The organism is Pseudomonas sp. B16120, from assembly GCF_044218845.1.
In the GTDB taxonomy this organism is placed as follows: Bacteria; Pseudomonadota; Gammaproteobacteria; order Pseudomonadales; family Pseudomonadaceae; genus Aquipseudomonas; species Aquipseudomonas paracarnis.
Genome location: NZ_CP162588.1, coordinates 1,467,584 through 1,493,036, shown reverse-complemented (window position 1 = coordinate 1,493,036; position 25,453 = coordinate 1,467,584). Strand labels below are relative to the sequence as shown.

Annotated in this window: 22 protein-coding genes and 1 pseudogene; 4 read left to right on the top strand and 19 right to left on the bottom strand. The window is 60.5% G+C overall.

Going from position 1 to position 25,453, the window contains the following annotated elements; genetic code table 11:
• Positions 1–50: 50 nt before the first annotated feature.
• Together adk and ppc are read right to left on the bottom strand one after the other, a co-directional pair.
• Positions 51–698, bottom strand: coding sequence for an adenylate kinase (gene adk / locus AB4P90_RS07095; protein WP_003189104.1), 648 nt, complete (start codon positions 696–698; stop codon positions 51–53).
• Between the two features lie 280 nt (positions 699–978).
• Complete coding sequence (gene ppc, locus AB4P90_RS07090) at positions 979–3,624, bottom strand: phosphoenolpyruvate carboxylase (RefSeq protein WP_371359725.1); 2,646 nt, start codon at positions 3,622–3,624, stop codon at positions 979–981.
• Positions 3,625–3,823: 199 nt separating this feature from the next.
• Between ppc and AB4P90_RS07085 the strand changes: the two genes are divergently transcribed.
• From AB4P90_RS07085 to AB4P90_RS07075, 3 genes are all read left to right on the top strand, one after another.
• Entirely contained in the window at positions 3,824–4,168 is a 345-nt protein-coding gene (locus AB4P90_RS07085; RefSeq protein WP_014717206.1) for a hypothetical protein, read from the top strand.
• 283 nt (positions 4,169–4,451) lie between these two features.
• On the top strand, positions 4,452–4,877 hold the full coding sequence (locus tag AB4P90_RS07080; protein WP_003189094.1) for a DUF4398 domain-containing protein: 426 nt from the start codon (positions 4,452–4,454) through the stop codon (positions 4,875–4,877).
• A gap of 56 nt (positions 4,878–4,933) precedes the next feature.
• Positions 4,934–5,719 (top strand): OmpA family protein, encoded by a 786-nt coding sequence (locus tag AB4P90_RS07075; protein WP_003189093.1) that lies wholly within the window; start codon positions 4,934–4,936, stop codon positions 5,717–5,719.
• 491 nt (positions 5,720–6,210) lie between these two features.
• Here the strand turns inward: AB4P90_RS07075 and AB4P90_RS07070 are convergent, their stop codons facing one another.
• The 15 genes from AB4P90_RS07070 to AB4P90_RS07000 all read right to left on the bottom strand — a co-directional run bounded on the left by AB4P90_RS07070 (position 6,211) and on the right by AB4P90_RS07000 (position 22,466).
• Positions 6,211–6,567 (bottom strand): hypothetical protein, encoded by a 357-nt coding sequence (locus AB4P90_RS07070; RefSeq protein WP_014717203.1) that lies wholly within the window; start codon positions 6,565–6,567, stop codon positions 6,211–6,213.
• A gap of 151 nt (positions 6,568–6,718) precedes the next feature.
• Entirely contained in the window at positions 6,719–7,045 is a 327-nt protein-coding gene (locus tag AB4P90_RS07065) for a hypothetical protein (RefSeq protein ID WP_003172217.1), read from the bottom strand.
• A complete protein-coding gene (locus AB4P90_RS07060; protein ID WP_014717202.1) occupies positions 7,042–7,947 on the bottom strand; it encodes an alpha/beta hydrolase in 906 nt (301 codons plus the stop codon). The genes AB4P90_RS07065 and AB4P90_RS07060 overlap by 4 nt, the downstream gene beginning before the upstream one ends.
• Positions 7,948–8,039: 92 nt before the next feature.
• Positions 8,040–9,317: a flavohemoglobin expression-modulating QEGLA motif protein gene (locus tag AB4P90_RS07055; protein ID WP_014717201.1), complete on the bottom strand. Its 1,278-nt coding sequence runs from the start codon at positions 9,315–9,317 to the stop codon at positions 8,040–8,042.
• Positions 9,318–9,412: 95 nt separating this feature from the next.
• On the bottom strand, positions 9,413–10,129 hold the full coding sequence (locus AB4P90_RS07050; RefSeq protein WP_014717200.1) for a TetR/AcrR family transcriptional regulator: 717 nt from the start codon (positions 10,127–10,129) through the stop codon (positions 9,413–9,415).
• A gap of 143 nt (positions 10,130–10,272) precedes the next feature.
• On the bottom strand, positions 10,273–11,775 hold the full coding sequence (lysS, locus tag AB4P90_RS07045) for a lysine--tRNA ligase (RefSeq protein WP_003189082.1): 1,503 nt from the start codon (positions 11,773–11,775) through the stop codon (positions 10,273–10,275).
• Between the two features lie 79 nt (positions 11,776–11,854).
• A protein-coding gene (gene prfB / locus AB4P90_RS07040) for a peptide chain release factor 2 (RefSeq protein WP_096001736.1) occupies positions 11,855–12,950 on the bottom strand; the annotation gives its coding sequence in 2 pieces (ribosomal slippage) (positions 11,855–12,877 and positions 12,879–12,950; 1,095 coding nt in all).
• Positions 12,951–13,125: 175 nt separating this feature from the next.
• Complete coding sequence (locus tag AB4P90_RS07035; RefSeq protein ID WP_014717198.1) at positions 13,126–14,127, bottom strand: PleD family two-component system response regulator; 1,002 nt, start codon at positions 14,125–14,127, stop codon at positions 13,126–13,128.
• Positions 14,128–14,179: 52 nt separating this feature from the next.
• A complete protein-coding gene (locus tag AB4P90_RS07030; protein ID WP_019817723.1) occupies positions 14,180–15,190 on the bottom strand; it encodes a chemotaxis response regulator protein-glutamate methylesterase in 1,011 nt (336 codons plus the stop codon).
• Positions 15,187–17,460, bottom strand: coding sequence for a hybrid sensor histidine kinase/response regulator (locus AB4P90_RS07025; RefSeq protein ID WP_014717197.1), 2,274 nt, complete (start codon positions 17,458–17,460; stop codon positions 15,187–15,189). Before AB4P90_RS07025 ends, AB4P90_RS07030 begins: the two co-directional genes overlap by 4 nt.
• Complete coding sequence (locus tag AB4P90_RS07020; protein ID WP_014717196.1) at positions 17,457–18,158, bottom strand: chemotaxis protein CheW; 702 nt, start codon at positions 18,156–18,158, stop codon at positions 17,457–17,459. Before AB4P90_RS07020 ends, AB4P90_RS07025 begins: the two co-directional genes overlap by 4 nt.
• A complete protein-coding gene (locus tag AB4P90_RS07015) occupies positions 18,155–19,417 on the bottom strand; it encodes a protein-glutamate O-methyltransferase CheR (RefSeq protein WP_014717195.1) in 1,263 nt (420 codons plus the stop codon). The genes AB4P90_RS07020 and AB4P90_RS07015 overlap by 4 nt, the downstream gene beginning before the upstream one ends.
• Complete coding sequence (locus tag AB4P90_RS07010; protein WP_014717194.1) at positions 19,414–19,926, bottom strand: chemotaxis protein CheW; 513 nt, start codon at positions 19,924–19,926, stop codon at positions 19,414–19,416. The genes AB4P90_RS07015 and AB4P90_RS07010 overlap by 4 nt, the downstream gene beginning before the upstream one ends.
• Positions 19,926–21,548 (bottom strand): methyl-accepting chemotaxis protein, encoded by a 1,623-nt coding sequence (locus tag AB4P90_RS07005; protein ID WP_014717193.1) that lies wholly within the window; start codon positions 21,546–21,548, stop codon positions 19,926–19,928. Before AB4P90_RS07005 ends, AB4P90_RS07010 begins: the two co-directional genes overlap by 1 nt.
• A gap of 210 nt (positions 21,549–21,758) precedes the next feature.
• Positions 21,759–22,466 carry a tellurite resistance TerB family protein gene (locus AB4P90_RS07000; protein ID WP_014717192.1) on the bottom strand — a complete coding sequence of 236 codons (708 nt, stop codon included), beginning with the start codon at positions 22,464–22,466 and terminating at the stop codon, positions 21,759–21,761.
• A 304-nt stretch (positions 22,467–22,770) separates the two neighbouring features.
• Between AB4P90_RS07000 and AB4P90_RS06995 the strand changes: the two are divergent.
• Positions 22,771–24,396 (top strand): annotated as a pseudogene (locus AB4P90_RS06995) (glucan biosynthesis protein D).
• Between the two features lie 54 nt (positions 24,397–24,450).
• Here the strand turns inward: AB4P90_RS06995 and AB4P90_RS06990 are convergent.
• On the bottom strand, positions 24,451–24,636 hold the full coding sequence (locus AB4P90_RS06990) for a hypothetical protein (RefSeq protein WP_014717190.1): 186 nt from the start codon (positions 24,634–24,636) through the stop codon (positions 24,451–24,453).
• 205 nt (positions 24,637–24,841) lie between these two features.
• Complete coding sequence (locus AB4P90_RS06985; protein ID WP_014717189.1) at positions 24,842–25,378, bottom strand: GNAT family N-acetyltransferase; 537 nt, start codon at positions 25,376–25,378, stop codon at positions 24,842–24,844.
• Positions 25,379–25,453 lie beyond the last annotated feature (75 nt).

The window sequence follows — 25,453 nt, the reverse complement described above, 5'->3', positions numbered from 1 at the left end:
AACAACAACGGCCCGCAAGCGGGCCGTTGTCTGTGCCGCCGATCACAGGATCAGCTCAGTGCTTGCAGCACCTTGGCGGTGATGGCCTCTACCGAACCCACACCTGGGATGTGGCTGTATTTCGGCTTGCCCTGGGCTGCGGACAGCTTCTGGTAGAAGTCCACCAGGGGCTTGGTCTGGGAATGGTAGACCGACAGGCGATGACGCACAGTTTCTTCGGTGTCGTCTTTACGCTGCACCAGGTCTTCGCCAGTGACATCGTCCTTGCCTTCGACTTTCGGCGGGTTGTAGACGATGTGGTACACGCGGCCCGAGCCTTCGTGAACGCGACGGCCAGCGATACGCTGGACGATCTCTTCGTCTTCAACTGCGATCTCGACCACGGCGTCCAACTCCACGCCCGCCTTCACCAAGGCTTCAGCCTGGGGAATGGTGCGTGGGAAGCCGTCGAACAGGAAACCGTTCTTGCAGTCTTCCTGGCTGATGCGTTCCTTGACCAGGTTGATGATCAGGTCATCGGAGACCAGGCCGCCGCTGTCCATCACGCTCTTGGCGATCAGGCCCAGCTCGGTGCCAGCCTTGACGGCCGCACGCAGCATGTCGCCGGTGGAGATTTGTGGAATGCCGAATTTTTCAGTGATGAACTTTGCCTGAGTACCTTTACCGGCCCCGGGAGCTCCCAGCAGAATGACGCGCATCGATGTGCTCCTCAATTTTTTATAGAGATGACGCTCGGATTCGCCGCGTGGGGCCAATCTCGTAAAAATGTGGTTCTAGGCCGATCAAACGGCCAAAGGCTGATCAAGATACACAGCGGGCCCTCACCATACAAGCCGCCAAAAGTAGGAGAAACCCGCGCCGCACATGCGTCAGCGCCAGGGTGTGCCTGAGCGCAACCCGCCTGCTCAAAAGACGACCGCCCGTTTCCGGGCGGTCGTCGTGGTTTATCCGCAAGCCATTGAGTACACGCAAAAAACCTCAACCGGTGTTGCGCAAACCGGCCGCGATACCGGCCACGGACACCAGCAGCGCCTGTTCCAGAGGGCTGTCTTGGGCAGCCTCCTGCTGACGGGAACGTGCCAGCAACTCGGCCTGCAACAGGTGCAAGGGGTCCAGGTAGGTGTTGCGCAGGCGGATGAACTCCAGGGTGTCGGGGCTATGGGCCAGCAGCTGCGACTGGCCGGTCAGGCCAAGCACCACGTCACACGCCTGCGACAATAGGTCGCGTAAGTGCGCACCCAATGCCAGCAGGTCCGGCTGCACCAGACGCTCATCATAAAGACGGGCGATATCGGCATCGGCCTTGGCCAGCACCATTTCCAGCATGTCGATGCGCGTGCGAAAGAATGGCCACTGCTCGCGCATCTGCCCCAGCAATTGACCTTCACCGCGCTCCAGCGCCTTGCTCAGTGCCGCTTCCCAACCGAGCCAGGCGGGTAGCATCAGACGCGTCTGGGTCCAGCCAAAGATCCATGGGATGGCGCGCAAGCTTTCTATCCCGCCCGCACGGCGCTTGGCCGGGCGACTGCCCAAGGGCAAACGGCCCAACTCCTGCTCCGGCGTGGACTGGCGGAAGTACTCGACGAACTGCGGATTTTCCCGCACCACGGCCCGGTAAGCGCTGACACCGTCTGCCGCCAGTTCGTCCATCAGATGACGCCAGGCAGGCTCGGGAGGGGGCGGCGGTAACAGGGTCGCTTCCAGTACCGCCGCCAGGTAGAGATTGAGGTTCTGCTCAGCGATATCCGGCAGACCGAATTTGAAGCGAATCATCTCGCCCTGCTCAGTGGTACGGAAACGCCCCGCCACCGAGCCCGGCGGCTGCGACAGGATAGCCGCGTGTGCCGGGCCACCGCCACGACCAACGGTGCCGCCGCGACCATGGAACAACAATAGCTCCACCTGTTGCTCGCGGCAGATATCCACCAGACGTTCCTGCGCCCGGTACTGCGCCCAGGCGGCGGCCGTGGTGCCCGCGTCCTTGGCCGAGTCCGAGTAGCCAATCATCACTTCCTGCGGGCCCTGCAAGCGTGCGCGGTAACCCGGCAATTGCAGCAGGCGCTCCATCACCGGTCCGGCGTTGTCCAGGTCGGCCAGGGTCTCGAACAACGGCACTACGCGCATCGGCCGTTGTACGCCCGACTCTTTCAACAGCAGTTGCACCGCCAATACATCCGACGCGGCGCCCGCCATAGAGATGACATACGAACCTAATGACGCCGCCGGTGCGGCGGCGATTTCCTTGCAGGTATTCAATACCTCGGCAGTGTCCGCCGAGGGTTTGAAGTAACCCGGCAGCAAGGGCCGCCGATTGGTCAGTTCCTGGGTCAGGAAGCTGATACGCGCATCCTCATCCCAGTCCTCATAACGCCCCAGGCCCAGGTAATCGGTGATTTCGGTCATGGCCGCCGAGTGACGGCTGGAGTCCTGACGCACATCCAGGCGCACCAGGAACAGGCCGAACGTTACGGCACGGCGCAGGCAGTCGAGCAGCGGGCCATCGGCGATCACGCCCATGCCGCATTCGTGCAGCGATTGGTAGCACAGTTGCAGAGGGTCGAGCAGGTCGCGGTTGTCCTGCAACACCTCGGCCGGCGCCGGGGTGGTGCTGGTCAACGAGGTGTGGGCCCACTGGCGCGTGGCGCGCAGGCGTTCACGCAGTTGCTTGAGCAAGGCACGATAAGGTTCGACGCTGTCGCCGACTTTCGCTTGCAACGCCGGGCTGGCCTGTTGCATCGACAGCTCGGAAGCCAGTTGATCAATGTCACGCAGATACAAATCCGCCGCCATCCAACGCGCCAGCAGCAGCACTTCGCGGGTGACCGGCGCGGTGACGTTCGGGTTGCCGTCACGGTCGCCGCCCATCCACGAAGCAAAGCGAATCGGCGCAGCCTCCAGGGGCAGGCGCAAGCCGGTGGCGGCGTGCAGGGCCTGGTCGGCCTTGCGCAGGTAATTGGGAATGGCGTGCCACAGCGAATGCTCGATCACCGCAAAGCCCCATTTGGCTTCATCTACCGGCGTGGGGCGCACGCGCCGGATTTCTTCGGTGTGCCAGGCTTCGGCGATCAAGCGTTGCAAGCGCTCGCGAATCTGCTCGCGCTCGGCGGTGGTGAGATCGCGGTGATCCTGCAAGGCCAGTTGCGCGGCAATGGCATCGTATTTCTGAATCAGCGTGCGGCGGGCCACTTCGGTGGGGTGGGCGGTGAGCACCAGCTCGATGTCCAGCCGCGCCAGCTGCCGGGCCAAGGATTCATTGCTGTGCCCTTCGCTTTGCAGACGGGCCAGCAATTCTGGCAAGACGCGGGATTCGAACGGCGCAGATTGCGATTCATCGCGCCGATGAATCAACTGATATTGCTCGGCAATGTTGGCCAGGTTGAGGAACTGGTTGAAGGCCCGCGCCACGGGCAGCAACTCCTCCTCCTGCAACTGATTGAGGCTGGCGCTCAGTTCATCACCAGCGGCATTTTGCGAAACGGCTCCATGGCGGTCGGCCTTGGCGCCTTTGCGGATCTGCTCGATCTTATCGAGGAAAGCCTCGCCGTACTGCTCTCGAATGGTGTTGCCCAACAGCTCACCCAGCAGGTGAACATCCTCACGCAAGCGTGCATCGATATCACTCATCAGCCAATCTCCAGCCAGAAATCCGGGACGCGCAGGTGCTTCAGAGTGCCGCCGACGTCGGTTTCTGACAAGGCCGAACGCGAACGACTTTAAACCTTGGCGCTTACAGCTAGTCTCAACGATGAGTCGCCGCGTTATTTTCACGCAGGCGGCTGGTCACTCATCACCGCCTGCCATCGCAGGCTTTATTGAGGTAGCCATGAAAATTCGAGAACTGGCCCAGCATTGGGAAGAAACCGCCAAGGGTCGTTTGACCAAGACTGAATACGCCATTCATCTGGATGTAGAAGCCGCTGCCCGGCTGGCGGCCATTGCCGAGATGTACCCCAAGCGCCACGTCGAAGAACTGCTCGGCGAGCTGATCGGCGCCGCACTGGAAGAGCTGGAAGCCAGCTTTCCCTACATCCAGGGCCAGCAGGTGATTGCCACCGACGAAGAGGGTGATCCGCTGTATGAAGACGTCGGCCCCACCCCACGTTTTCTCACGTTATCCCGTCGCCATTTGCATGATTTATCAGCCGTTGCTGACGAACAAAAACACTGATAAACATTTATTGACGTCAATTAAACCCACGTATTCCGGGCCTTTTACAGGCCCGGAGGTACCGCTGCCCGCCGCGAAAGTTCCATTTTTTAAACATTGACCAGTCAGTCAGATATTTTTTTAGGCAAATCGCCATATCCGCTGAACTTTTGAAAAAAGCCTCCGGTCACAGCCAGTAGCCATCACTTGTGGAACGATCGTTTGAACGGACGCCATGTGCTTTACCGACGGGCCCGAAATCGATACGCCCCGATGGATTTTGATGTTTTTCAGGAGTTATCCAATGGAGTTGAAGACGATGAACACCAGCACTGCCAAATCCTCGTTTAACCACCTGCGCGGGCTCAAATTGGCCGCGCTGGCAATCGGCACCAGCTTCGTTCTGGCGGGCTGCGCCGGCAACCCTCCAACCGAGCAGTACGCCGTAACCCAATCGGCCGTCAACAGCGCAGTCAGCGCCGGCGGTACCGAGTATGCGGCGGTGGAAATGAAGTCGGCCCAGGACAAGCTCAAAGAAGCTGAGATTGCCATGCACGACAAGAACTACGACAAAGCTCGCCAACTGGCTGAACAAGCCGAGTGGGATGCTCGCGTCGCTGAGCGTAAAGCCCAGGCTGCCAAGGCTCAACAGGCTGTGAAGGATTCCCAGAAGGCTGTTGACGAACTGCGTAAAGAAGGCATGCGCCCAGCTGCAATCATGCAGAAGTAAGCCGCTGCCACTTGACTGCATCGCACCTGATATCGAATTGAAAGGACGACACGACTATGCGTAAACAATTGATGATCCCTGCCCTGCTGGCGATGAGCGTTGCCTTGGCGGCCTGCTCCACCCCGCCGAACGCGAACCTGGAAAATGCGCGGACCAATTTCTCGTCCCTGCAAACCAACCCACAAGCCACCAAGCTGGCTGCGCTGGAAACCAAAGACGCCAGCGACTGGCTGGACAAGGCTGACAAGGCCTACCGCGACAAAGAAGACGAGAAGAAAGTCGACCAACTCGCATACCTGACCAACCAGCGCGTTGAAGTGGCCAAGGACACCATCGTCCTGCGAGAATCCGAAGCCAAGCTGAAAAACGCCGGTGACGAACGCGCCCGTGCGCTGCTGGACGCGCGTGATGCGCAGATCAAGCAACTGCAAAACAGCTTGAACGCCAAGCAAACCGATCGTGGCACCCTGGTGACTTTCGGTGACGTGCTGTTCGCCACCAACAAGTCCGACCTGAAATCCAGCGGCCTGGTGAACATCACCAAGCTGGCTCAGTTCCTGCGCGACAACCCAGACCGTAAAGTGATCGTCGAAGGCTACACCGACAGCACCGGTTCTGACTCGTACAACCAGAGCCTGTCGGAGCGTCGTGCCGCTTCCGTTCAACGTGCACTGGCTCAACAAGGCGTGGATATCTCGCGCATCGTGACCCAGGGTTATGGCAAGGAATATCCGGTTGCCGATAACGGCAGCGTTTCCGGCCGCGCCATGAACCGTCGCGTTGAAGTGACAATCTCCAACGACAACCAGCCGGTCAAGCCACGGTCTTCCGTCGCTAACTGATCATTGGTCTGGTAAAAAGCCCCGCCTTCAGGCGGGGCTTTTTCGTTGCCATTCATGAAAGCGTATTCAAGCTTTAGTCATTGAGGTATCCGAAGGTGATGCGATTGCCACAAAAAAACCACCAGAAACGGTGGTTTTTTTGACTAGGGAAACTTGATCATGCGATCAGTATCTTCATCCGGCGGCGTTATCTTTTTGTTATGACGGGAGGTATCAGATGAGCAACCTGCCAACTGATTACGCGCCTGTTCTTGCGCATCCGCCCGCTCCAACGCCTGATGCGCCCTGGCCATAGCCAGCATATTGCATATCGCATCAATTCTTATCACTGCCTTCCCGCCCCCACTGTGCGTAAGTTACATCGCCCTTTGTGGTACCTGACGCAATTAGGTTCCAAACAATTTCGTTACACGCCCCCGGTACGCCGATAAGTGCAATGCCGCTGACATGAAAAACCTGTCGATAACTGACAGGTTTTTAAGGGTTGCCTATCAGTAGGTGACTGAGCCTTGATTCTCGCCACCGCCGGCCTGAATCTGGCCTTGGCCAGCTGAGCCACCTTCACCGGCTTGGCCACTTTGAGCCGCTTTTTTTTCCAGCAGTTGCTTCAGCATTTCAAGCAGCTCTTCAATGCTTTCTCCCCCACCAGCGCCTTGGCTTGCTCCGGAACCTTGAGCGCCTCCACCCCCCTGGGAACCACCGGAACCAGAACCTTGCGAACCTTCACCGCGCTTAGCGCGGATTTGCTCTTGAAGTTGCTGGATTTGCTGATCAAGACCTTGCGAAGCCCCCTGAGAACCTCCCGAATTGCCGACGCCAATTGAAGGTGCTGCGCCAATACCATTCATAAAACTCGTACTCCAGATTGATGAAATAAAGTGCGCTGATCAGCCAGGCCAATCAGTACCTCATCTGTGGCGTACGAATGAAGATGGTTCCAATCTGTAAAGGCTCGAAAGCCCTTGAGCAACTAAGCTGCACACCGGATGGTTTTTGGGCTCACTGTTGCAACTGCGGGGTTTCTTGGCCCATGCAACGCACGGCCTGCTTCTTGTTATTGACCAGCACGCCGCTCAAGCCTTTCTGTTCGGTATCAAACATCACCAACACGCCGTCAACGCACTGCGCCACTTGCGCAGCCGGGGTCAGGGAGATCTTGTAATCCTCGCCCGGCACTGTCTTGAGCATGGTGAAGTCGCTGAGCAGCAACGCATCTTCGGGCTTGGCGAAGTGCAGGTAGCCGTAGTACCACAGGCAGCCTACGGTGCCGATGATGGTGCCGATGCCGGTGAGAATCAGCGGGATCATATTGCGTTCTTCGCTCATTGCGGGCTCTCTGATGAATCAACTTTAGGAACAGGGTAATTCGGGATTTCTCCCAGGCGGCGCAAGCCGTTGAAGTGCTGCGGGTCGTCCAGATAACGCAGCATGACGGTTTGCCAGGTTTTGTCGGCAAAGGTCTGCACATGGCCGCCACGGGTCAGTTGCAACACCCTGGGCGGGGGGGCGGCCTGATACAAGCGGATGCCATTGGACACCGGCACGATAGGGTCATCCAGGCTGTGGAACAGCAACTTGGGCACGCCGGTCAGCCCTGGCATGGCCTTGATCGCACTATCGCCGTCAGGCACCAGCCATGACAGCGGCACCTGCAACGGCCAGGTTAACCAGGAAGTGCTCAAGGCGAATTGTCCTACGTCACGATAACTGGCGGGTACGCCGTCCAATACCAGCGCCTTGAGTTGGGATTGGCGCTCCGGGTGGGCTGCCAGGTAATGCACTGCCAGTGCACCACCCAGGCTTTGGCCGAGGATAATCAGCGGTTGACCCTGGGTTTCAGGCGCCTTGTCGATCCAGCTGAAAGCGGCGTCGATATCCTGGTAGATCGCCGGCAACGATGGCTTGCCTTCCGAAAGCCCATAGCCACGATAGTCCAGCAACAGCACTTGATAGCCCTGTTCCGGCAACCACCAACTGCCCCCCAGGTGCCAGGCGAGGTTACCGCCATTGCCGTGCAAATGCAGGACGGTGCCCTTGAGCGGTACACCGGGTTTGGCCGGCAGCCACCAGGCGTGCAGTTTCACGCCATCTGCAGTGGTGAGCGTGACGTCGCGGTAGGGAAGATGGGCTTTTTCCGGCGTGAAGGGCAGGCCGGGCTCGGGGTAGAACAGCAAGGAGCTGCAGCCGTTCAGTGTGAGTAGCAGGCATAAAATGCCGAGGATTCTCATCCGTTGAAGCCTCGCGAAAGTTCTGAAGACCCGTGCAGATCAAATGTGGGAGCTGGCTTGCCTGCTCCCACATTTTGATCCGGTTTCGTCCGTTAAAGGATATTGGAGTAATCCGCCTCGATCCGGTCCAGGCTCAAGTGGTTGAGGAAGTTGGAGAAGCACATCCAGGCCGCCAGCGCGTTCATGTCGCGAAACTGCTCCGGCAGGTACTTGGGCGGCACCACCAGGCCTTCGTCGACCAACTGGCGCAGGGTACGCATGTCTTCAAGGGTGGTCTTGCCGCAGAACAGCAGCGGCACTTGCTCCAGCTTGCCTTTACGTACAGCGAGCTGGATGTAGTTGTAGACCATGATAAAGCCCTTGAGGTAGGACAAATCCTTGGTAAATGGCAGACCGGTGGGCACCGAACCACGGAATACCCGGCTGGCATTTCCATAGCTTTCGGCCATTTCAAAGCCTTGCTCGCGGAAGAACTCAAACACCTGCAGGAAGTCCGCCCCCTCCTCCACCATATGGATGGCACGTGTCCGGTTGGTAAGTTTGCGCAGGCGGCTGGGGTAGGAGGCAAACGTGATGATTTCCATCAGGATCGCCAGGCCTTCCTGGGTGACGGTGGACGACGGCGGGCCTTTGGACAGGAACGTGCAGATCGGCTGGTTCTGGCCGTTGAGGGTGGTGCCCACATGCACCAGGCCTTCATGCACCTCCAAAGCGCGCACGTCGCGGTCGTTGAACATCGCGTCGGCGCGGATCTTGATGTAGTCAGCGCCCGCCGCTGCGTCGGCGACAATGCCATCGGACTCGAATACGCGGATGGTCTCCTCCGCTTCGCCAAACACTTTGTTCAGACGGGTTTGCAGCAGGCTGACCGCATCTTTGGCGGTGAGGGTCTTGGCTTCGTCCTTGAGGTCACCCCGGCCATCAATGTTGTTGAGGTAATCGGAGAGCATCAGACCAAGGTCGGCCAGGGTCGGGTCGCCAGCGTGGAACGCATCGGAGGCGGCGCCGTACAGCTCTTGGGAAATCAGACCGAAGTCCTCGGTGCCGCGCGCTTCAAGCATGCGCACCACCATGCGGTATTCGCGGCACATGCGCCGCATGATCTGCCCCACCGGGCTGAATTGTCCAAGGCGACGGGTGATGTCGCGCTCGATGTTCTGGAATTCCAGCTTCACCGCGCTGGAGTCGAACGACAGCGGTCGGTTCAGGTAGTAATCACGGTCTACGGCAGGCATCGCCTTGCCCTTGGCCTTGAGAAATCCCTGGCGAATGTTTTCGTCCCATTTCACCGCATCGAGAACGCGGATCGGTGTTTGCGCCAGCACAATGCGATCGGACAAGGTGCGTATCGTCTGCTGGTAATCGTCCACCCGGTGCTTCCTCTTTAAACGTTATTGGCCCACGCGCAGGTAGCGCACGGCTTCAGCAGCAAGCCCAGCTCCCCCAAAGCAGATTGCGCACAGGGCTAGACCGAGGCCAATACCAGGTGCATGTAACGCTTGAGAATTTCAAGCATCTCGTCACCGGTCAGAGGCTCTGCGCCGCCCAACAGGCCCTGATATTCCATCCGACTGATGATAGCCGTCAACACCTTGGCATCCTGCTGCGGCTCCCGGGAGCCCAATACCTGGAAAAACTGCCCGGTACCCTGCAACAGGATCTGTTGATGGGAGCGTACCAGTTCGGCCAGCCGCGGGTTCAATAGGGCTTCCTGGCGAAAAGCCTGCTCAGCCATCAGGTATTCGCGCCGGTTGGTCAGCTGGCGCAGTACATAGTCAGCGGTCAGGCGCGCGATATCATCGGCCAGTTGCGAGCGCGACTCCGGACTGCCATCGCCATAGGCGACCATCTCGCGCAACAGGCCTTCGTTGCGCACCCACAGTTTGCCCATGAAAGCGGCGCTGCGTTCCACGTACTGGGCGAAGGTATCGGTGAGCAGGTCGTCGATGTCTTTGAAGTAATAGGTGGTGGCCGACAGCGGCACCCCCGCCTCTGCCGCCACTGCCCGGTGACGTACGGCCCGCACGCCATCGCGCACGACGATACGCATGGCCGCATCGAGAATGTCTTGCCGGCGTTGCTCGCTGCCCCGTCGGCTGGCCTTGCGGCCCTGGTACTGAACGCTTTCAGCCACGGCAGCAGCAATGCCGGCGGCACCTTCTTGAGCTATTACGCGGTTCACCACACTTCTTCCTTTAGAGGTGACGCGGAGCGTCACAGGGTGCATTCCCACGCGGAGCGTGGGAATGATCACTGACGAGCACCACTTGAACAGGCCACATAAAAAAGCCGCCTTATAAAAGGCGGCTTCGGATTTCGCTACGGTTACGCTTGCGGCCGCATGTGCGGGAACAGGATCACGTCGCGGATCGACGGCGAGTTGGTCAACAACATCACCAGACGGTCAATGCCGATACCTTCACCGGCGGTGGGCGGCATGCCGTACTCCAGGGCCCGAACGAAGTCGGCATCGTAGTGCATGGCTTCGTCATCACCGGCGTCCTTGTCGGCCACCTGGGCCATGAAACGCTCGGCCTGGTCTTCCGCGTCGTTAAGCTCGGAGTAGGCGTTGGCGATTTCGCGGCCACCGATGAACAGCTCGAAACGGTCGGTGACGTTGGGGTTGTCGTCGTTGCGACGGGCCAGCGGCGACACTTCGAACGGGTACTGGGTAATGAAGTGCGGCTGCTCCAGCTTGTGCTCCACCAGTTCTTCGAAAATCATCACCTGCAGCTTGCCGAGGCCTTCGAAGCCCAGCACCTTGGCGCCGGCTTTCTTGGCAATGGCACGGGCCTTGTCGATGTCGTTGAGGTCGTCAGCGGTCAGCTCGGGGTTGTACTTGAGGATCGAGTCGAACACCGACAGGCGCACGAATGGCTCGCCGAAGTGGAACACCTTGTCGCCGTACGGCACGTCAGTGCTGCCCAGCACCAGCTGTGCCAGCTCGCGGAACAGTTCTTCGGTCAGGTCCATGTTGTCTTCGTAGTCGGCGTAGGCCTGGTAGAACTCCAACATGGTGAATTCAGGGTTGTGACGGGTCGAGACGCCTTCGTTACGGAAGTTGCGGTTGATCTCGAACACCTTTTCAAAGCCGCCCACCACCAAGCGCTTGAGGTACAGCTCCGGCGCGATACGCAGGAACATTTCCATGTCCAGCGCGTTGTGGTGGGTTTCGAACGGTTTGGCTGCGGCACCACCCGGGATGGTCTGCAGCATCGGGGTTTCCACTTCCAGGAAGTCACGCTGCATCAGGAAGCTGCGGATGTGAGCAATGACTTGCGAGCGTACGCGGAAGGTCTGGCGCACGTCTTCGTTGACGATCAGGTCAACGTAGCGCTGGCGATAGCGCTGTTCGGTGTCGGTCAGGCCGTGGTGTTTGTCTGGCAGCGGGCGCAGGGACTTGGTCAGCAGGCGCACATTGGTCATCTCGACGTACAGGTCGCCCTTGCCGGAACGGGCCAGGGTGCCTTCGGCTGCGATGATGTCGCCCATGTCCCAGGTTTTCACCGAGGCCAGGGTTTCTTCGGACAGGGTCTTGCGGTTGACGTAGACCTGGATGCGACCGGTCATGTCCTGGATCACCATGAACGAGCCACGGTTGAGCATGATGCGACCTGCCACCTTGACCGGGATCGCAGCCTCTGCCAGTTCTTCCTTGGTCTTGTCCGCGTATTGCTTCTGCAAGGCATCGCAGTAGTTGTCGCGACGGAAGTCGTTGGGGAAGGCGTTACCCTTGGCGCGCTCGGCAGCAAGCTTTTCCTTGCGCAGGGCGATCAGGGAGTTTTCTTCCTGTTGCAGGGCTTGCGGGTCGAGTTGTTGGTCGCTCATGTCTTTAAATATTCCATCAGGTTCGTTGCCCCCAGCCTTCGGCGGGGGATCGCGGGCAAGCCCGCTCCCACAGAGGGTATTAGAGGCCGGATTTCAGGCTGGCTTCCAGGTATTCGTCGATATCGCCGTCGAGTACCTTGTCGCAGTCGCTGCGTTCGATGTTAGTGCGCAGATCCTTGATCCGCGAGGCATCGAGCACGTACGAACGGATCTGGTGGCCCCAGCCGATATCCGACTTGGTGTCTTCCAGCGCCTGGGAAGCGGCGTTGCGCTTCTGCATTTCCTGCTCGTACAACTTGGCCCGCAGCATTTTCATGGCGGTGTCCTTGTTGGCGTGCTGGGAACGTTCGTTCTGGCAGCTGACCACGGTGTTGGTCGGTACGTGGGTAATACGTACGGCCGAGTCGGTGGTGTTTACGTGCTGGCCACCGGCGCCGGAGGAACGGTAGGTGTCGATCCGCAGGTCGGCCGGGTTGATCTCGATTTCCACTTTGTCGTCGATCTCTGGCGAGACGAACACCGCAGAGAATGAGGTGTGGCGACGGTTGCCGGAGTCGAACGGGCTCTTGCGCACCAGGCGGTGCACGCCGATCTCGGTGCGCAGCCAGCCAAAGGCATATTCGCCCTTGATGTGCACGGTCGCGCCCTTGATACCGGCCACTTCACCGGCGGACAGTTCCATGATGGTCGCGTCGAAACCGCGTTTGTCGGCCCAGCGCAGGTACATGCGCAGCAGGATGTTGGCCCAGTCCTGGGCCTCGGTGCCACCGGAACCGGCCTGGATATCCAGATAGGCGTTGTTCGGGTCCATTTCATGGCTGAACATGCGGCGGAATTCAAGCTTGGCGAGGTTTTCCTCGAGACGGGCCAGCTCGGCGACGACATCGCCCACTGCGCCTTCGTCGTTTTCTTCGACGGCCATGTCCAGCAGGTCGCGGCAATCACCCAGGCCGGTGTTCAGTTCGTCGAGGGTATCGACGATCTGTGCCAGCGCAGCGCGCTCGCGCCCCAGTTCCTGGGCGTACTCAGGTTTGTTCCAGACACTCGGATCTTCAAGCTCGCGATTGACCTCGGTCAGACGCTCATGCTTTTGATCGTAGTCAAAGATACCCCCGAATAGTTTCGGAGCGCTCGGACAGGTCCTTGATGGTGTTAAGGATCGGGTTGATTTCCATGGCGGGCAGCACTCGTTGGCGAACTTTTGAAAGCCGGCGAGTATAACGGCAAACGGCTGCGAACGGCAGTCCGCTTGGCCGAAAAGGCGGCGGTTTGTACAGGATCCATAGCCAGATAGCGATCAAATGTGGGAGCTGGCTTACCTGCTCCCACAGAGGCGCCCGGCGCTTGGGATTATTCGATGCCCACCTGATTACGCCCATTATTCTTGGCCGTGTATAACCCCTTGTCCGCCGCCATGATCAACTGCCGACAATCGGTACCCTGGACCGGCGTCAACGTCGACAGCCCAATACTGATGGTCAGGCTGGCACCTTCAGCCGGGGCGATGTGCGGGATTTTCAACGCCGCTACCGCCATGCGCAGCTTTTCCGCGACCAGGCGTGCGCCGCCCGGTGAGGTGTTGGGCAGGACCAGCGCGAACTCCTCGCCGCCGTAGCGCGCCGGCAAATCCGAAGGGCGGCTGCTGGCTTCACGGATGGTGTTGGCGACTTTGCGCAAGGCTTCGTCGCCCTCGACGTGGCCGAAGCTGTCGTTGAAGGTCTTGAAGAAATCCACGTCGATCATCAGCAGCGACAGTTGGGTCTGGTCGCGCATGGCGCGGCGCCATTCCAACTCCAGGTATTCGTCGAAGTGGCGGCGGTTGGACAGCCCGGTCAGGCCATCGGAGTTCATCAGGCGTTGCAGCACCAGGTTGGTGTCCAGCAACTGTTGCTGGCTGACGCGCAACGCGCGGTAGGCCGCGTCGCGCTGCAACAGGGTCATGTAGGAGCGCGAGTGGTAGCGGATGCGCGCCACCAACTCGATGTTGTCCGGTAGCTTGACCAGGTAATCGTTGGCCCCGGCCGCAAAGGCCGCGCTCTTGATCAGCGGGTCTTCTTTGGTGGACAGCACGATGATCGGAATATTCGCGGTGGCCGGGTGATTGCGGTATTCGCGCACCAGAGTGAGGCCGTCCAGGCCCGGCATCACCAGGTCCTGCAAGATCACCGTGGGCTTGATGCGGATCGCCTGGGCAATCGCCTGGTGCGGGTCGGCACAAAAGTGGAAGTCGATGTTTTCTTCATGGGCCAGGCCACGCCGCACGGCTTCACCGATCATGGCCTGGTCGTCGACCAGCAACACCATGGCGGCGTTTTCGTCGGTCTTGAAGTCGTCGAGCTGTAAATCATTCATGTGCAGTCACCTGAATTACTACCTGCAAGCCAGCACGGCGGGAGATTTTTGTTCATTTTGCAAAGACCTCCAGCAATCGGGGCGCAATTCTATCCAGTGGGCGAATTTCAACAGCGGCATCAATCGCCGCCGCCGCTTTGGGCATGCCATACACCGCCGAACTCTGTTGGTCCTGGGCGATGGTCAAATATCCTTGTTCCCGCATCAGCTTGAGGCCCTGGGCGCCGTCGCGCCCCATGCCCGTGAGCAAGACACCGACGGCGTCACCGTTCCAGTGGCTGGCGACGCTTTCGAAAAACACGTCGATCGACGGCCGGTAAATCTCGTTCACCGGCTCTGCGGTATAGGCTAGCGTGCCATTTTTCAACAAGCGAATATGGTGGTTGGTGCCGGCCAGCAATACCACGCCGGGTTGAGGCGGCTCGCCTTCACAGGCCAGGCGCACCGGCAGGCCGGAAGCGCTGCTCAGCCACTCGGCCATGCCAGCGGCAAACACCTGGTCCACATGCTGCACTAGCACGATGGCGGCAGGGAAATCCCGGGGCAACCCCTTGAGCAGAACTTCCAGGGCCGCCGGCCCACCGGCCGAAGAACCAATCGCCACCAGCCGTAGACGCTTGCCGGTGACCCGCTGCGGCGGGGTTTCGGCACGCACCCGCGTGCCGCGCTGGCCGATCAGCCAGCCAATATTGAGGATCTTGCGCAACAGGGGCGCCGCCGCATCCTTGGGGTTGCCCACGCCCAGTGCCGGGGTGTCCACCACATCCAGGGCGCCGTGGCCCATGGCTTCGAATACACGGCTGACGTTGGCCTGGCGGTCAACGGTGACGATCACGATCGGGCATGGCGTGTCGGCCATGATCTGGCGGGTAGCTTCCACGCCGTCCATCACCGGCATGATCAAGTCCATCAGGATCAGGTCCGGGGTCAGCTCGGCGCAACGCTGCACCGCTTCCAGGCCATTGCTGGCCACCCACACCACCTCGTGGGCGGGCTCGTAACTCAAGGCACGGCGCAAGGCCTCTACGGCCAGGGGCATGTCATTGACGATCGCAATCCTCATGCCCGGGCGCCTCCAATCAGTTCAACCACGGCGTCGAGCAAGGCGTCGTCATGGAAACTGGCTTTGGCTAGATAATAGTCGGCCCCGGCGTCGAGGCCACGGCGGCGGTCTTCTTCACGATCCTTGTAGGAAACCACCATCACCGGCAATGATTGCAGGCGACTGTCACGGCGCAAAAGTGTGACCAATTCAATACCGTCCATGCGAGGCATATCAATATCCGTGATAAGCAGGTCGAAGTCCTCGGAGCGCAATGCGTTCCAGCCATCCATGCCATCGACCGCCACGGCAACTTCATAACCCCGGTTGAGTAACAATTTGCGTTGCAGCTCGCGCACCGTCAGTGAGTCGTCCACCACCAGCACGCGCTTGCGCGGCGCTTCGGTGGCCTGCTGGTTGCGCCGGGCGATGCGCTCCAGGCGGCCGGTATTGAGCAGCTTGTCCACTGAACGCAGCATGTCTTCGACATCGACGATCAACACCACCGAGCCGTCATCGAGCAAGGCCCCGGCAGAAATGTCCTGGACCTTGCCCAGGCGATCATCCAGCGGCAACACCACCAGCGTGCGCTCGCCGATAAAGCGCTCCACGGCAATCCCGTACACGGCATCGCGTTCGCGGATCACCACCACTTTCAAGGTATCTGAAGGGGTCTGCCCCGGCGGGCGCTGCAGCAACTGGCTGGCGGCAACCAGGCCGACGTGTCGGCCTTCATGCCAGAAGTGCTGGCGGCCTTCCAACTGCACGATGTCGTCGGGGGCTAGGTCGCACATGCGTTCGATATGCGCCAGGGGAAACGCATAGGCTTCTTCGCCGACTTCCACCACCAGGCTGCGCACCACCGACAGGGTCAGCGGCACCTCAAGATGGAAGCGACTGCCCTGCCCCGCCGTCTGTTCCAGCACCACTGCGCCGCGCAACTGGCGAACCATATGCTGCACCGCGTCCAGGCCCACACCGCGCCCGGACACTTCGGTGACTTTGTCCCGCAGGCTGAACCCCGGCAGGAACAGGAAGGTCAGTAGCTCCTCTTCGCTCAGGCGCAGAGCCGTTTCCACCGGAGACAAATTCCGGTCGACAATAGTGCCGCGCAGGCGCTCGAGGTCGACACCGTTGCCGTCATCGCTCAATTCCAGCACCAGCAACCCGGCCTGATGGGACGCGCGCAGGCGAATCAAGCCCTCCGCCGGCTTGCCCGCCAGCACGCGCTGCTCAGGGGTTTCGATGCCGTGGTCGACGGCATTGCGCAATAAATGGGTGAGCGGCGCTTCGAGTTTTTCCAGCACGTCACGGTCGACCTGGGTCTTTTCGCCTTCAATCTCCAGGCGCACTTGCTTGCCCAGGCTGCGACCGAGGTCACGCACCATACGCACCTGCCCGGCCAGCACATCGGCAAACGGCCGCATGCGGCAGGCCAACGCGGTGTCGTAGAGCACCTGGGCGCGCTGGCCGGCCTGCCAGCCGAACTCATCCAGCTCGGCGTTTTTTTCCGCCAGCAGGGCCTGAGCTTCACTCAGCAGGCGACGGGTATCGGCCAGGGCTTCCTGGGCTTCCAGGTTCAGATCCAGGGATTTTAGCTGGCCATCCAGGGCATCCAGTGCACGCAAGCTGTTGCTCTGAATGCGCTTGAGGCGTTGCAGGCTGGCCAGGTACGGCTTGAGCCGCTGGGTTTCCACCAGGGATTTGCTGGACAAGTCCAACAGGCTGTTCAAGCGCTCGGCCGTCACCCGCAGCACGCGCTCGCCGCCTTCAGTCATGCGTTTGCTCTGGCGCGGCGCTTCACTGCTGACCGGCGCGGGCTCCAGCTCGGGCTCCAGCAGCAATGCGTCAACCCGCGTGGGGATGGGCTCGGGATTTGGCACGGGCGTGGCAATCGGCTGCGAGGGATCGAGCAAGCGCTCCATCAGCGCTACGTACGCCTCGATATCCGCCGGCCCCACGTCATTGCCCGGCGTGGCGATTCGCATCAGCAGGTCGGTGCCTTGCAGCAACGCGTCGATATGTTCAGGTTGCAGGTACAGGCGGCCTTCCTGGGCACTGACCAGGCAGTCTTCCATGACGTGGGCCACGCTGACCCCGGCATCCACGCCGACAATCCGCGCCGCCCCTTTAAGTGAATGCGCGGCGCGCATGCAGGCTTCGAGCTGGTCGGCCTGGGTCGGGTTGCGTTCCAGCGCCAGCAGGCCCGCGCTCAACACCTGGGTCTGCGCATCGGCTTCCAGGCTGAACAGTTCTAACAGCGAGGCATCGCGCATCTGGTCGGGGGTCATGCGAGGCTCCGGGTCACGGCGGACAACAATTGCACTTCGTCCAGCCAGCGCAGACTGCGGCCTTTCCACTGCAACACGCCTTGGGTGTAGCGTGCGCTGGCCTGGGTGCCGGACACCGACGCAGCCTTCAAGGTGCGCTCATCAATGGCGTGGATGCCGTCTACTTCATCTACCGGTACGACGACCGGGCCGTCCTGGGCAGCGATGATCAGCATGCGCGGCATGATCCGCCCGCCGCTGGCGCCGGCACTGGTGCTGTCCAGGCCCAGCAGTTCCACCAACGACAGGCACGCCACCAGCGCCCCGCGTACGTTGGCCACGCCCAGCAGCGCTCGGGAGCGCTGGTGCGGCAGCGAGTGGATCGGCTGCAACGGCGCCACTTCCACCAGGCAACGGGTGGCGATACCGAGCCATTCTTCGCCGAGGCGGAACATCAACAGCGAACGGGTGACCACCTCGTTATCCGCTTCGGCAGTTGCCTGCGCGTGATGGTCGTCCTGTTGCAGTGCGTAGCGGTCGAGCAGGCGTGTGGCGGCGGCGGAATACACCGAGCAATTGCGGCAGTGGATATGCTCGGCCAACAGCGGGCAGGACTTGTCGCCATGAATACCGATGCGGTTCCAACAGTCGTCAATGGCTTGGGTATCGGTCAGCGTCAGGTCCAGGCCTGCGGTGTCGAGCGCGTCAGGGCTACTCATCGTTTGGTCTCACTGTCAGCTCGCTCGCTACGGGCGGCGCGTGCCTGAAGACGACGCGCGCCGACACTGTCACCCTGGGACTCGAGCAACGCGGCCAGGTGCATCAGGGCCTGGGGATGCTGCGGTTCCAGATACAGAGCTTTTCGGTAATACCCCTGGGCCTCCAGGGCACTGCCAGCCACATCGCTGAGCAGCCCCAACCAGTAAAACACCTGGGCGGCCGGCGGGTGACTGCTCAAATACCGCTCGCAGGCCGCTCGGGCCTCGGCACTTTTGCCCTCGTTGGCCAGGGTTGCGATCTGGCTGAGCAGATCCCCTGCATCGGTATGCGTAGCTTTGACCGGTGGCACGTGGGGGGTGACCGAGCTGAACGGTCGCGGCTTGAGCGGTATCGGCGCCGCCCTGCGCTGCGGTAGCGGCGCGGGCGTCGGTTTGATCACAGGTGCAGCCGGCGCGGCCGGTTCTACATGCCGACTGAAGGCAAAGGACTGCGGCACGCCGATGGAGCGCATGCCGTGGCGCCCCAGCAGGCTGCCCTCGGCCGGGCCGATAAACAGCACGCCGTCCACGTGAGTCAAAGCCTTGAGCACATCAAAGACCTGTTTCTGGGTCGGCTGGTCGAAGTAGATCAGCAAGTTGCGGCAGAATACAAAATCGTAGGTCGGCTCGTTCGCCAGCAGTGCCGGGTCCAGCAAGTTGCCGACTTGCAGGCGCACTTGTTCACGCACCCGGTCGGCGATGCGGTAACCGCCTGCGTCTTCAGTGAAGTGGCGGTCGCGAAACTCAAGATCGGCGCCGCGAAACGAGTTCTTGCCATACACGCCCCGCCGCGCGCGCTCCACCGACAGCGGGCTGACGTCCATGCCTTGCACTTTGAACTGGTGGGGCGCCAACCCCGCATCGAGCAAGGCCATGGCAATCGAATAGGGCTCTTCGCCGGTCGAACACGGCAGGCTGAGAATACGCAGGGCGCGCATCTGGTTGATCTCGGCCAAGCGTGCCTGGGCCAGGCGAGCCAGGGTTGCAAAGGATTCGGGATAGCGGAAAAACCAGGTCTCGGGGACGATCACCGCTTCGATCAGCGCCTGCTGCTCGTCATGGGAGGTTTGCAGGTGTTGCCAGTAAGCCTCCGCCGACGGCGACTGGGACGACTGGCAGCGCTGGCGCACCGCGCGCTCGATGATCGCCTCGCCCACCGAAGCGACGTCCAGGCCGATGCGTTCTTTCAAGAACGCGAAAAACCGCGGGTCATTGCTCATAGGCTCAACTCGGCGGAAAACAGCAAGGCACGCACTGGCGCGGTCAACAGATCCGCGACGCCAATCCACTGCATCAAGCCCTGTGCGTCCTCGCGCACCGGCCCCAGGTATGGCGCCTGCTGATTGTCCAGGCCATAGGGCTGAAATTCGGCGGGGTCGCAACGCAGGGTGTCGGTGGCCTGTTCCAGGATCAGCCCTAGCCAACGCGCCTCACTCCAAGGCTGCGGCTGATAATTGACCAACACCAGGCGCGTACTGGTACGCGCCTGGGCCGAAGTGCCGAACGTCAGGGCGCTCAAGTCGATGACCGGCACCAGCGCCCCACGATGGGCGAAGATACCCGCCACCCATAAGGGCGCTTGGGCGATAGGTTTAAGCGCCAGGCGCGGCAGCACCTCGGCCACTTCTGTGGCCTTGAGGGCAAAGCGTTCGTTGCCGATGCGAAACACCAGAAACAATGCCTTTTTCGCTGCCGGGACGGCACCGCGTTTAGCCGCGAGCTCACTCATCAGACTTTGAAACGCGAGACGCCGCTGCGCAGACCGACCGCAACCTGGCTCAGTTCATCAATGGCAAAGCTGGCCTGGCGCAGGGATTCGACGGTCTGGCTGCTGGCATCGCCCAATTGCACCAGCGCATGGTTGATCTGCTCGGCGCCGGTGGCCTGGGCCTGCATGCCTTCGTTGACCATCAACACCCGCGGCGCCAGGGCCTGTACCTGATGGATGATCTGCGACAGTTGCTCGCCCACTTGCTGCACCTCCGACATGCCACGGCGCACCTCCTCGGAGAACTTGTCCATGCCCATCACCCCCGCCGACACCGCCGACTGGATTTCACGCACCATCTGCTCGATGTCGTAGGTCGCCACAGCGGTCTGGTCGGCCAGGCGGCGCACTTCGGTGGCAACCACGGCAAAGCCGCGCCCGTACTCACCGGCTTTCTCAGCCTCGATGGCCGCATTCAGGGACAACAGGTTGGTCTGGTCGGCCACCTTGACGATGGTCACCACCACCTGGTTGATATTGCCGGCCTTCTCATTGAGGATCGCCAGCTTGGCGTTGACCAGGTCGGCGGCGCCCATCACCGAGTGCATGGTTTCTTCCATGCGGGCCAGGCCCTGCTGGCCGGAACCGGCAGCCACCGAGGCCTGGTCGGCGGCGGTGGACACTTCGGTCATGGTGCGGACCAAGTCCTTGGACGTGGCGGCAATTTCGCGGGAAGTGGCGCCGATTTCGGTGGTGGTGGCTGCGGTTTCTGTCGCGGTCGCCTGTTGCTGCTTGGAGGTCGCGGCAATCTCGGTGACCGAGGTGGTGACCTGCACCGATGAACGCTGCGCCTGGGACACCAGGGCAGTCAGCTCGGTCATCATGTCGTTGAAGCCGGTTTCAACCGCGTTGAATTCGTCCTTGCGCTCCAGGTTCAGGCGCTTGCTCAGGTCACCGGTGCGCATGACTTCGAGGATTTGAACGATGCGCTGCATCGGCGCCATGATCGCGCGCATCAGCAACAGGCCACACAGCGCGGCGGCGAGAATCGCCAGCAACAGCGAGACGCCCATGCTGATCTTCGCGGCCGCTACCGCATCATCGATGGCGGCGGTGGCGTTGTCGGCGACCTGCTTGTTCTCATTGATAATGTCATTGAGCTTCATGCGGCCTGCTGTCCAGGCGGGGGTCAGTTGCTCGTTGAACAACCTCAGTGCTTCGGCGGCGTTATTGCTCTGATGGGCCGCCAAAACCTGGGCGAGAATCTGGTTGTAGCTCTGGTGCAGTTTTTCGAAGGCATCGAATTCGGTGCGATCCTGGGTGATATTGATCGTCCCCGCGTAGCTGGCCATATGCTGCTCAAGCCGAGCTTCGAAAGACTTGTAATCCTGTTTGTCGGTTTCGGAAATGCCCTGGTTCTCGTGGATTCCGACCAACTCCTGGGTTTGCAGGTAGCTGTCGACCCAGGCGCTGCGAATCATCGAGCTGAAAAACACCCCGGGCACCGCATCGTCCCGCACTGAGTTTTCGCTGATTTCGATTTTCAGCAAGCGCGAATACGAGACCACGACCATCAGCAGCATGATCGCGATAATTACCGCAAAGCTCGCCAAAATCCTTTGGCGCAGGGTCCAGTTCTTCACAGTAATTCCTCGCAGGGCCATTCAAATGGAGGGGAGTATAGCTGAGCGGCTGCGCGCTTTTATCAAGGCTTTTGATGTGCAGTGCACAGAATGCAAAAGTGGGAGCGGGCTTGCTCGCGGATGCGGTGAGTCAGCCAGAAATAGAGTGACTGGTCTACCGCATTCGCGAGCAAGCCCGCTCCCACATTTTTGATTGGCGTGCGGCCTTGTTTATGCGTTAAGCCGCACTTGTTTTTCCAACTCAAGCTTCAAGCCGGGCTCAAGTTTCAGTTGGCGGGCCAGTTCGTCCAGGTAGGCTTTTTCCATGAAGTTTTCTTCGTCCACCAGCATCACGCTGGCGATGTACATTTCGGCGGCCATTTCCGGGGTGCTGGCGGCGCGGGCGACGTCGGTGGGGTCCAGGGGCTTGTTGAGTTCGGCGTGCAGCCAGTGTTGCAACTCCTGGTCGTTATCCAGCTTGGTAAACTCGCCTTCGATCAAGGCACGCTCGCGCTCATCCACATGGCCGTCAGCCTTGGCCGCGGCCACCAATGCCTTGAGAATGCCTTGGCTGTGTTGTTCAACCTGGGCCGCTGGCAGGCGGTCGATGGTTTGCGGCTCGCCTTGGGGCGCGCTGGCCTGCTGGGACTGCCAGTTGCCGTAAGCCTTGTAGGCAATCACACCCAGTGCGGCCAGGCCGCCGTAGGTGAGCGCTTTGCCACCGAATTTACGCGCCTTCTTGTTGCCCAGCAGCAAGCCCATGGCTCCCGCCGCCAGGGCCCCGCCGCCTGCACCGCCGAGCATGCTGCCGAGCCCGCCACCGCTGAGCAAGCCGCCGAGGGCGCCCTTGTCATTCGACTTAGGCTGCCCACCCGCCTTGTTTTGCAACATATCCTGGCCAGACTTAAGCAGTTGATCGAGCAATCCACGGGTATTCATTCGTAGCCTCCAGACACTTGGGTTCGTAGGACCAATAGGCCTCCAGCGTAAAACTAAGTGCCAAAAAGCCGCGATCTAGAGTGCTTCCAGATGTAACGTTCTACTGCGATGCTGGAAATGTCTTGTTGCATATGCAACGCCATCATCCCGCCATCAATCAATTTGCCTTGTTCATCGAACCGCTTAAGCTATCCGGCGTCTGTTTATTGTCCGTTGCGTTTGGCCGAAGGCATGTCCGAACCGTTATTTCTGATCCGCTACGTGCCAGGAACGGCGCGGGATTTGCTCACGACAGGTTGTCTCTATGCACCGCAGGAATTTGCTCAAAGCATCCATGGCCATTGCGGCTTACACCGGTTTGTCGGCCAGTGGCCTGCTGGCCGCGCAGGCCTGGGCCGGGAATCGGGCTGCCGATGGCAAGGCCGTGGCGTTCGATTTCGAAGCGCTCAAGGCCCAGGCCAAGCAATTGGCCACCCGTGGCTACCAGGACACTAAGCAGGTGCTGCCGCCAACCCTGGCTACCATGACCCCGCAGAATTTCAACGCCATCGGCTATGACCGTAACCATTCGCTGTGGAAAGAGTTGAACGGCCAACTGGACGTGCATTTCTTCCACGTCGGCATGGGCTTCAAGACGCCGGTGCGCATGCACAGCGTCGACCCCAAGACCCGTGAAGCCCGCGAAGTGCATTTTCGCCCGTCGTTGTTCAACTATGAAAAAACCACGGTGGACACCCAGCAATTGACCGGCGACCTGGGTTTCTCCGGTTTCAAGCTGTTCAAGGCGCCGGAGCTGGACCGCCATGACGTGCTGTCGTTTCTGGGCGCCAGCTACTTCCGTGCGGTGGATTCCACCGGCCAGTACGGCCTCTCGGCGCGTGGCCTGGCGATTGATACCTACGCGAAAAAACGCGAGGAGTTCCCCGATTTCACGCAGTTCTGGTTCGAAACTCCGGACAAGGACGCCACGCGCTTTGTGGTCTACGCCCTGCTCGACTCGCCAAGCGCCACCGGTGCCTACCGCTTCGACATCGACTGCCAGGCCAACCAAGTGGTGATGGCGATCGACGCGCACATCAATGCGCGCACCGCCATCGAGCAACTGGGCATCGCGCCCATGACCAGTATGTTCAGCTGCGGCACCCATGAGCGCCGCATGTGCGACACCATCCACCCGCAAATCCACGACTCGGACCGCCTGGCCATGTGACGCGGCAACGGCGAGTGGATCTGCCGCCCCCTGAACAACCCGGCCAAGTTGCAATTCAACGCGTTCGCCGACACCAACCCCAAAGGCTTCGGCCTGGTGCAGACCGACCATGAGTTCGCCAGCTACCAGGACACCGTCGACTGGTACAGCAAACGCCCAAGCCTGTGGGTTGAACCGACCACGGCCTGGGGCGAAGGCTCCATCGACTTGCTGGAAATCCCCACCACTGGCGAAACCCTGGACAATATCGTGGCCTTCTGGACCCCGAAAAAGCCTGTGGCCGCCGGTGATTCGCTCAACTACGGCTACAAGCTGTACTGGAGCGCACTGCCGCCAGTGAGCACGCCGCTGGCACAGGTCGATGCGACCCGTTCCGGCATGGGCGGCTTTACCGAAGGCTGGGCACCCGGCGAGCATTATCCGAAGGTATGGGCGCGGCGTTTCGCCGTGGACTTCAAGGGCGGCGGCCTGGATCGCCTGCCAGCGGGCACCGGCATCGAGCCCGTGGTGACCTGTTCCCATGGTGAGGTGAAGGACTTCAGTGTGCTGGTGCTGGACAACATCAAGGGCTACCGCATCCTGTTCGACTGGTACCCCACCAGCGACAGCGTGGAACCCGTCGAATTGCGCCTGTTTATACGAACCCAGGACCGCACCCTCAGTGAAACCTGGCTGTATCAGTACTTCCCACCTGCCCCAGAGCAACGCAAATACACCTGATGCCACACTGCACGATCATTCCCACGCAATAACGTGGGAATGATCGGATTTGGCTCAGAATCGCGACACGCTTTTCATCGCGCCAATCAGATAGCGCATCGCCACCTGATCGCTCTCGGTCAGCGCCCGGTATTGCACCAGCAACTCCATCTCATCTGAACTCAACCTTCGACCCCGCAAGGACATCCGGCGACTCAGAAAAGACGCCACCGCACCCGCTACGCCATAGGACTTGGCCATGGACCGCTACTCCTGATATCAGTCAAACACTCCTGGTGCCCATTTCCCAACTCCCGGGAAGCGCAACGGCTTCGCGGACCAACCGCCTGTCTCCCTGGGCCAGGAGGCGGGCTTACCCTTAGCGTAGAAACTATCTCACCATTCGTGGGATTTTTTTAGAGTATTAACTTAAAAAAATAACGTCGGTAATAAAAGCCTACAGCCATTACTCACGCAGGGGTCGATACAGGTGGATGTCTAGCGGTTCTTGCGCATAAAGCTCAGCGTGGGGTTGCTGCAACAAATGGCAACCATGGCGCAGGTAAAAGTCCACGGTGTTACGCGACTCCGTCGCCGAGATATAGAGCGCTTGGACCTCCACTTGCCGGCCGTGCTCGCAAGCCAGCGCCAACAACCGACCGCCCAGGCCAGTACCGCGGGCACTATGGCTCACATGCAGGAATTTCAACTGCCGCATCAGCAAGCCCTGGTGATGGAAGGACCGATTGTCCACCACCACTGCGGCGACCAGCACCGGGCCGTCGAATACGCCCCACAACCACCCGCCGCGCTGGAGGCAGGCATGCAGCGCCACCGCATCCTGTTCAGCCTCGCCTTCGGGCCAGCCGCGCATATCATGATGTGTGGCATACAACACCAGTTCGCCGCAGTCCATGCGATAGCACGCCGGGATCAGCTCCGTACGATCGATGGTTGCCAGCAAAGGGATATCGTCTTCGGTTAACGCGCGTTCCACCAGCATAAGCTTCTCCTGCTTAACAACCGCCAAGGATCAGCCTTCCTATAAACGCGAGCAAGAAAAAACCCACCGTGTCAG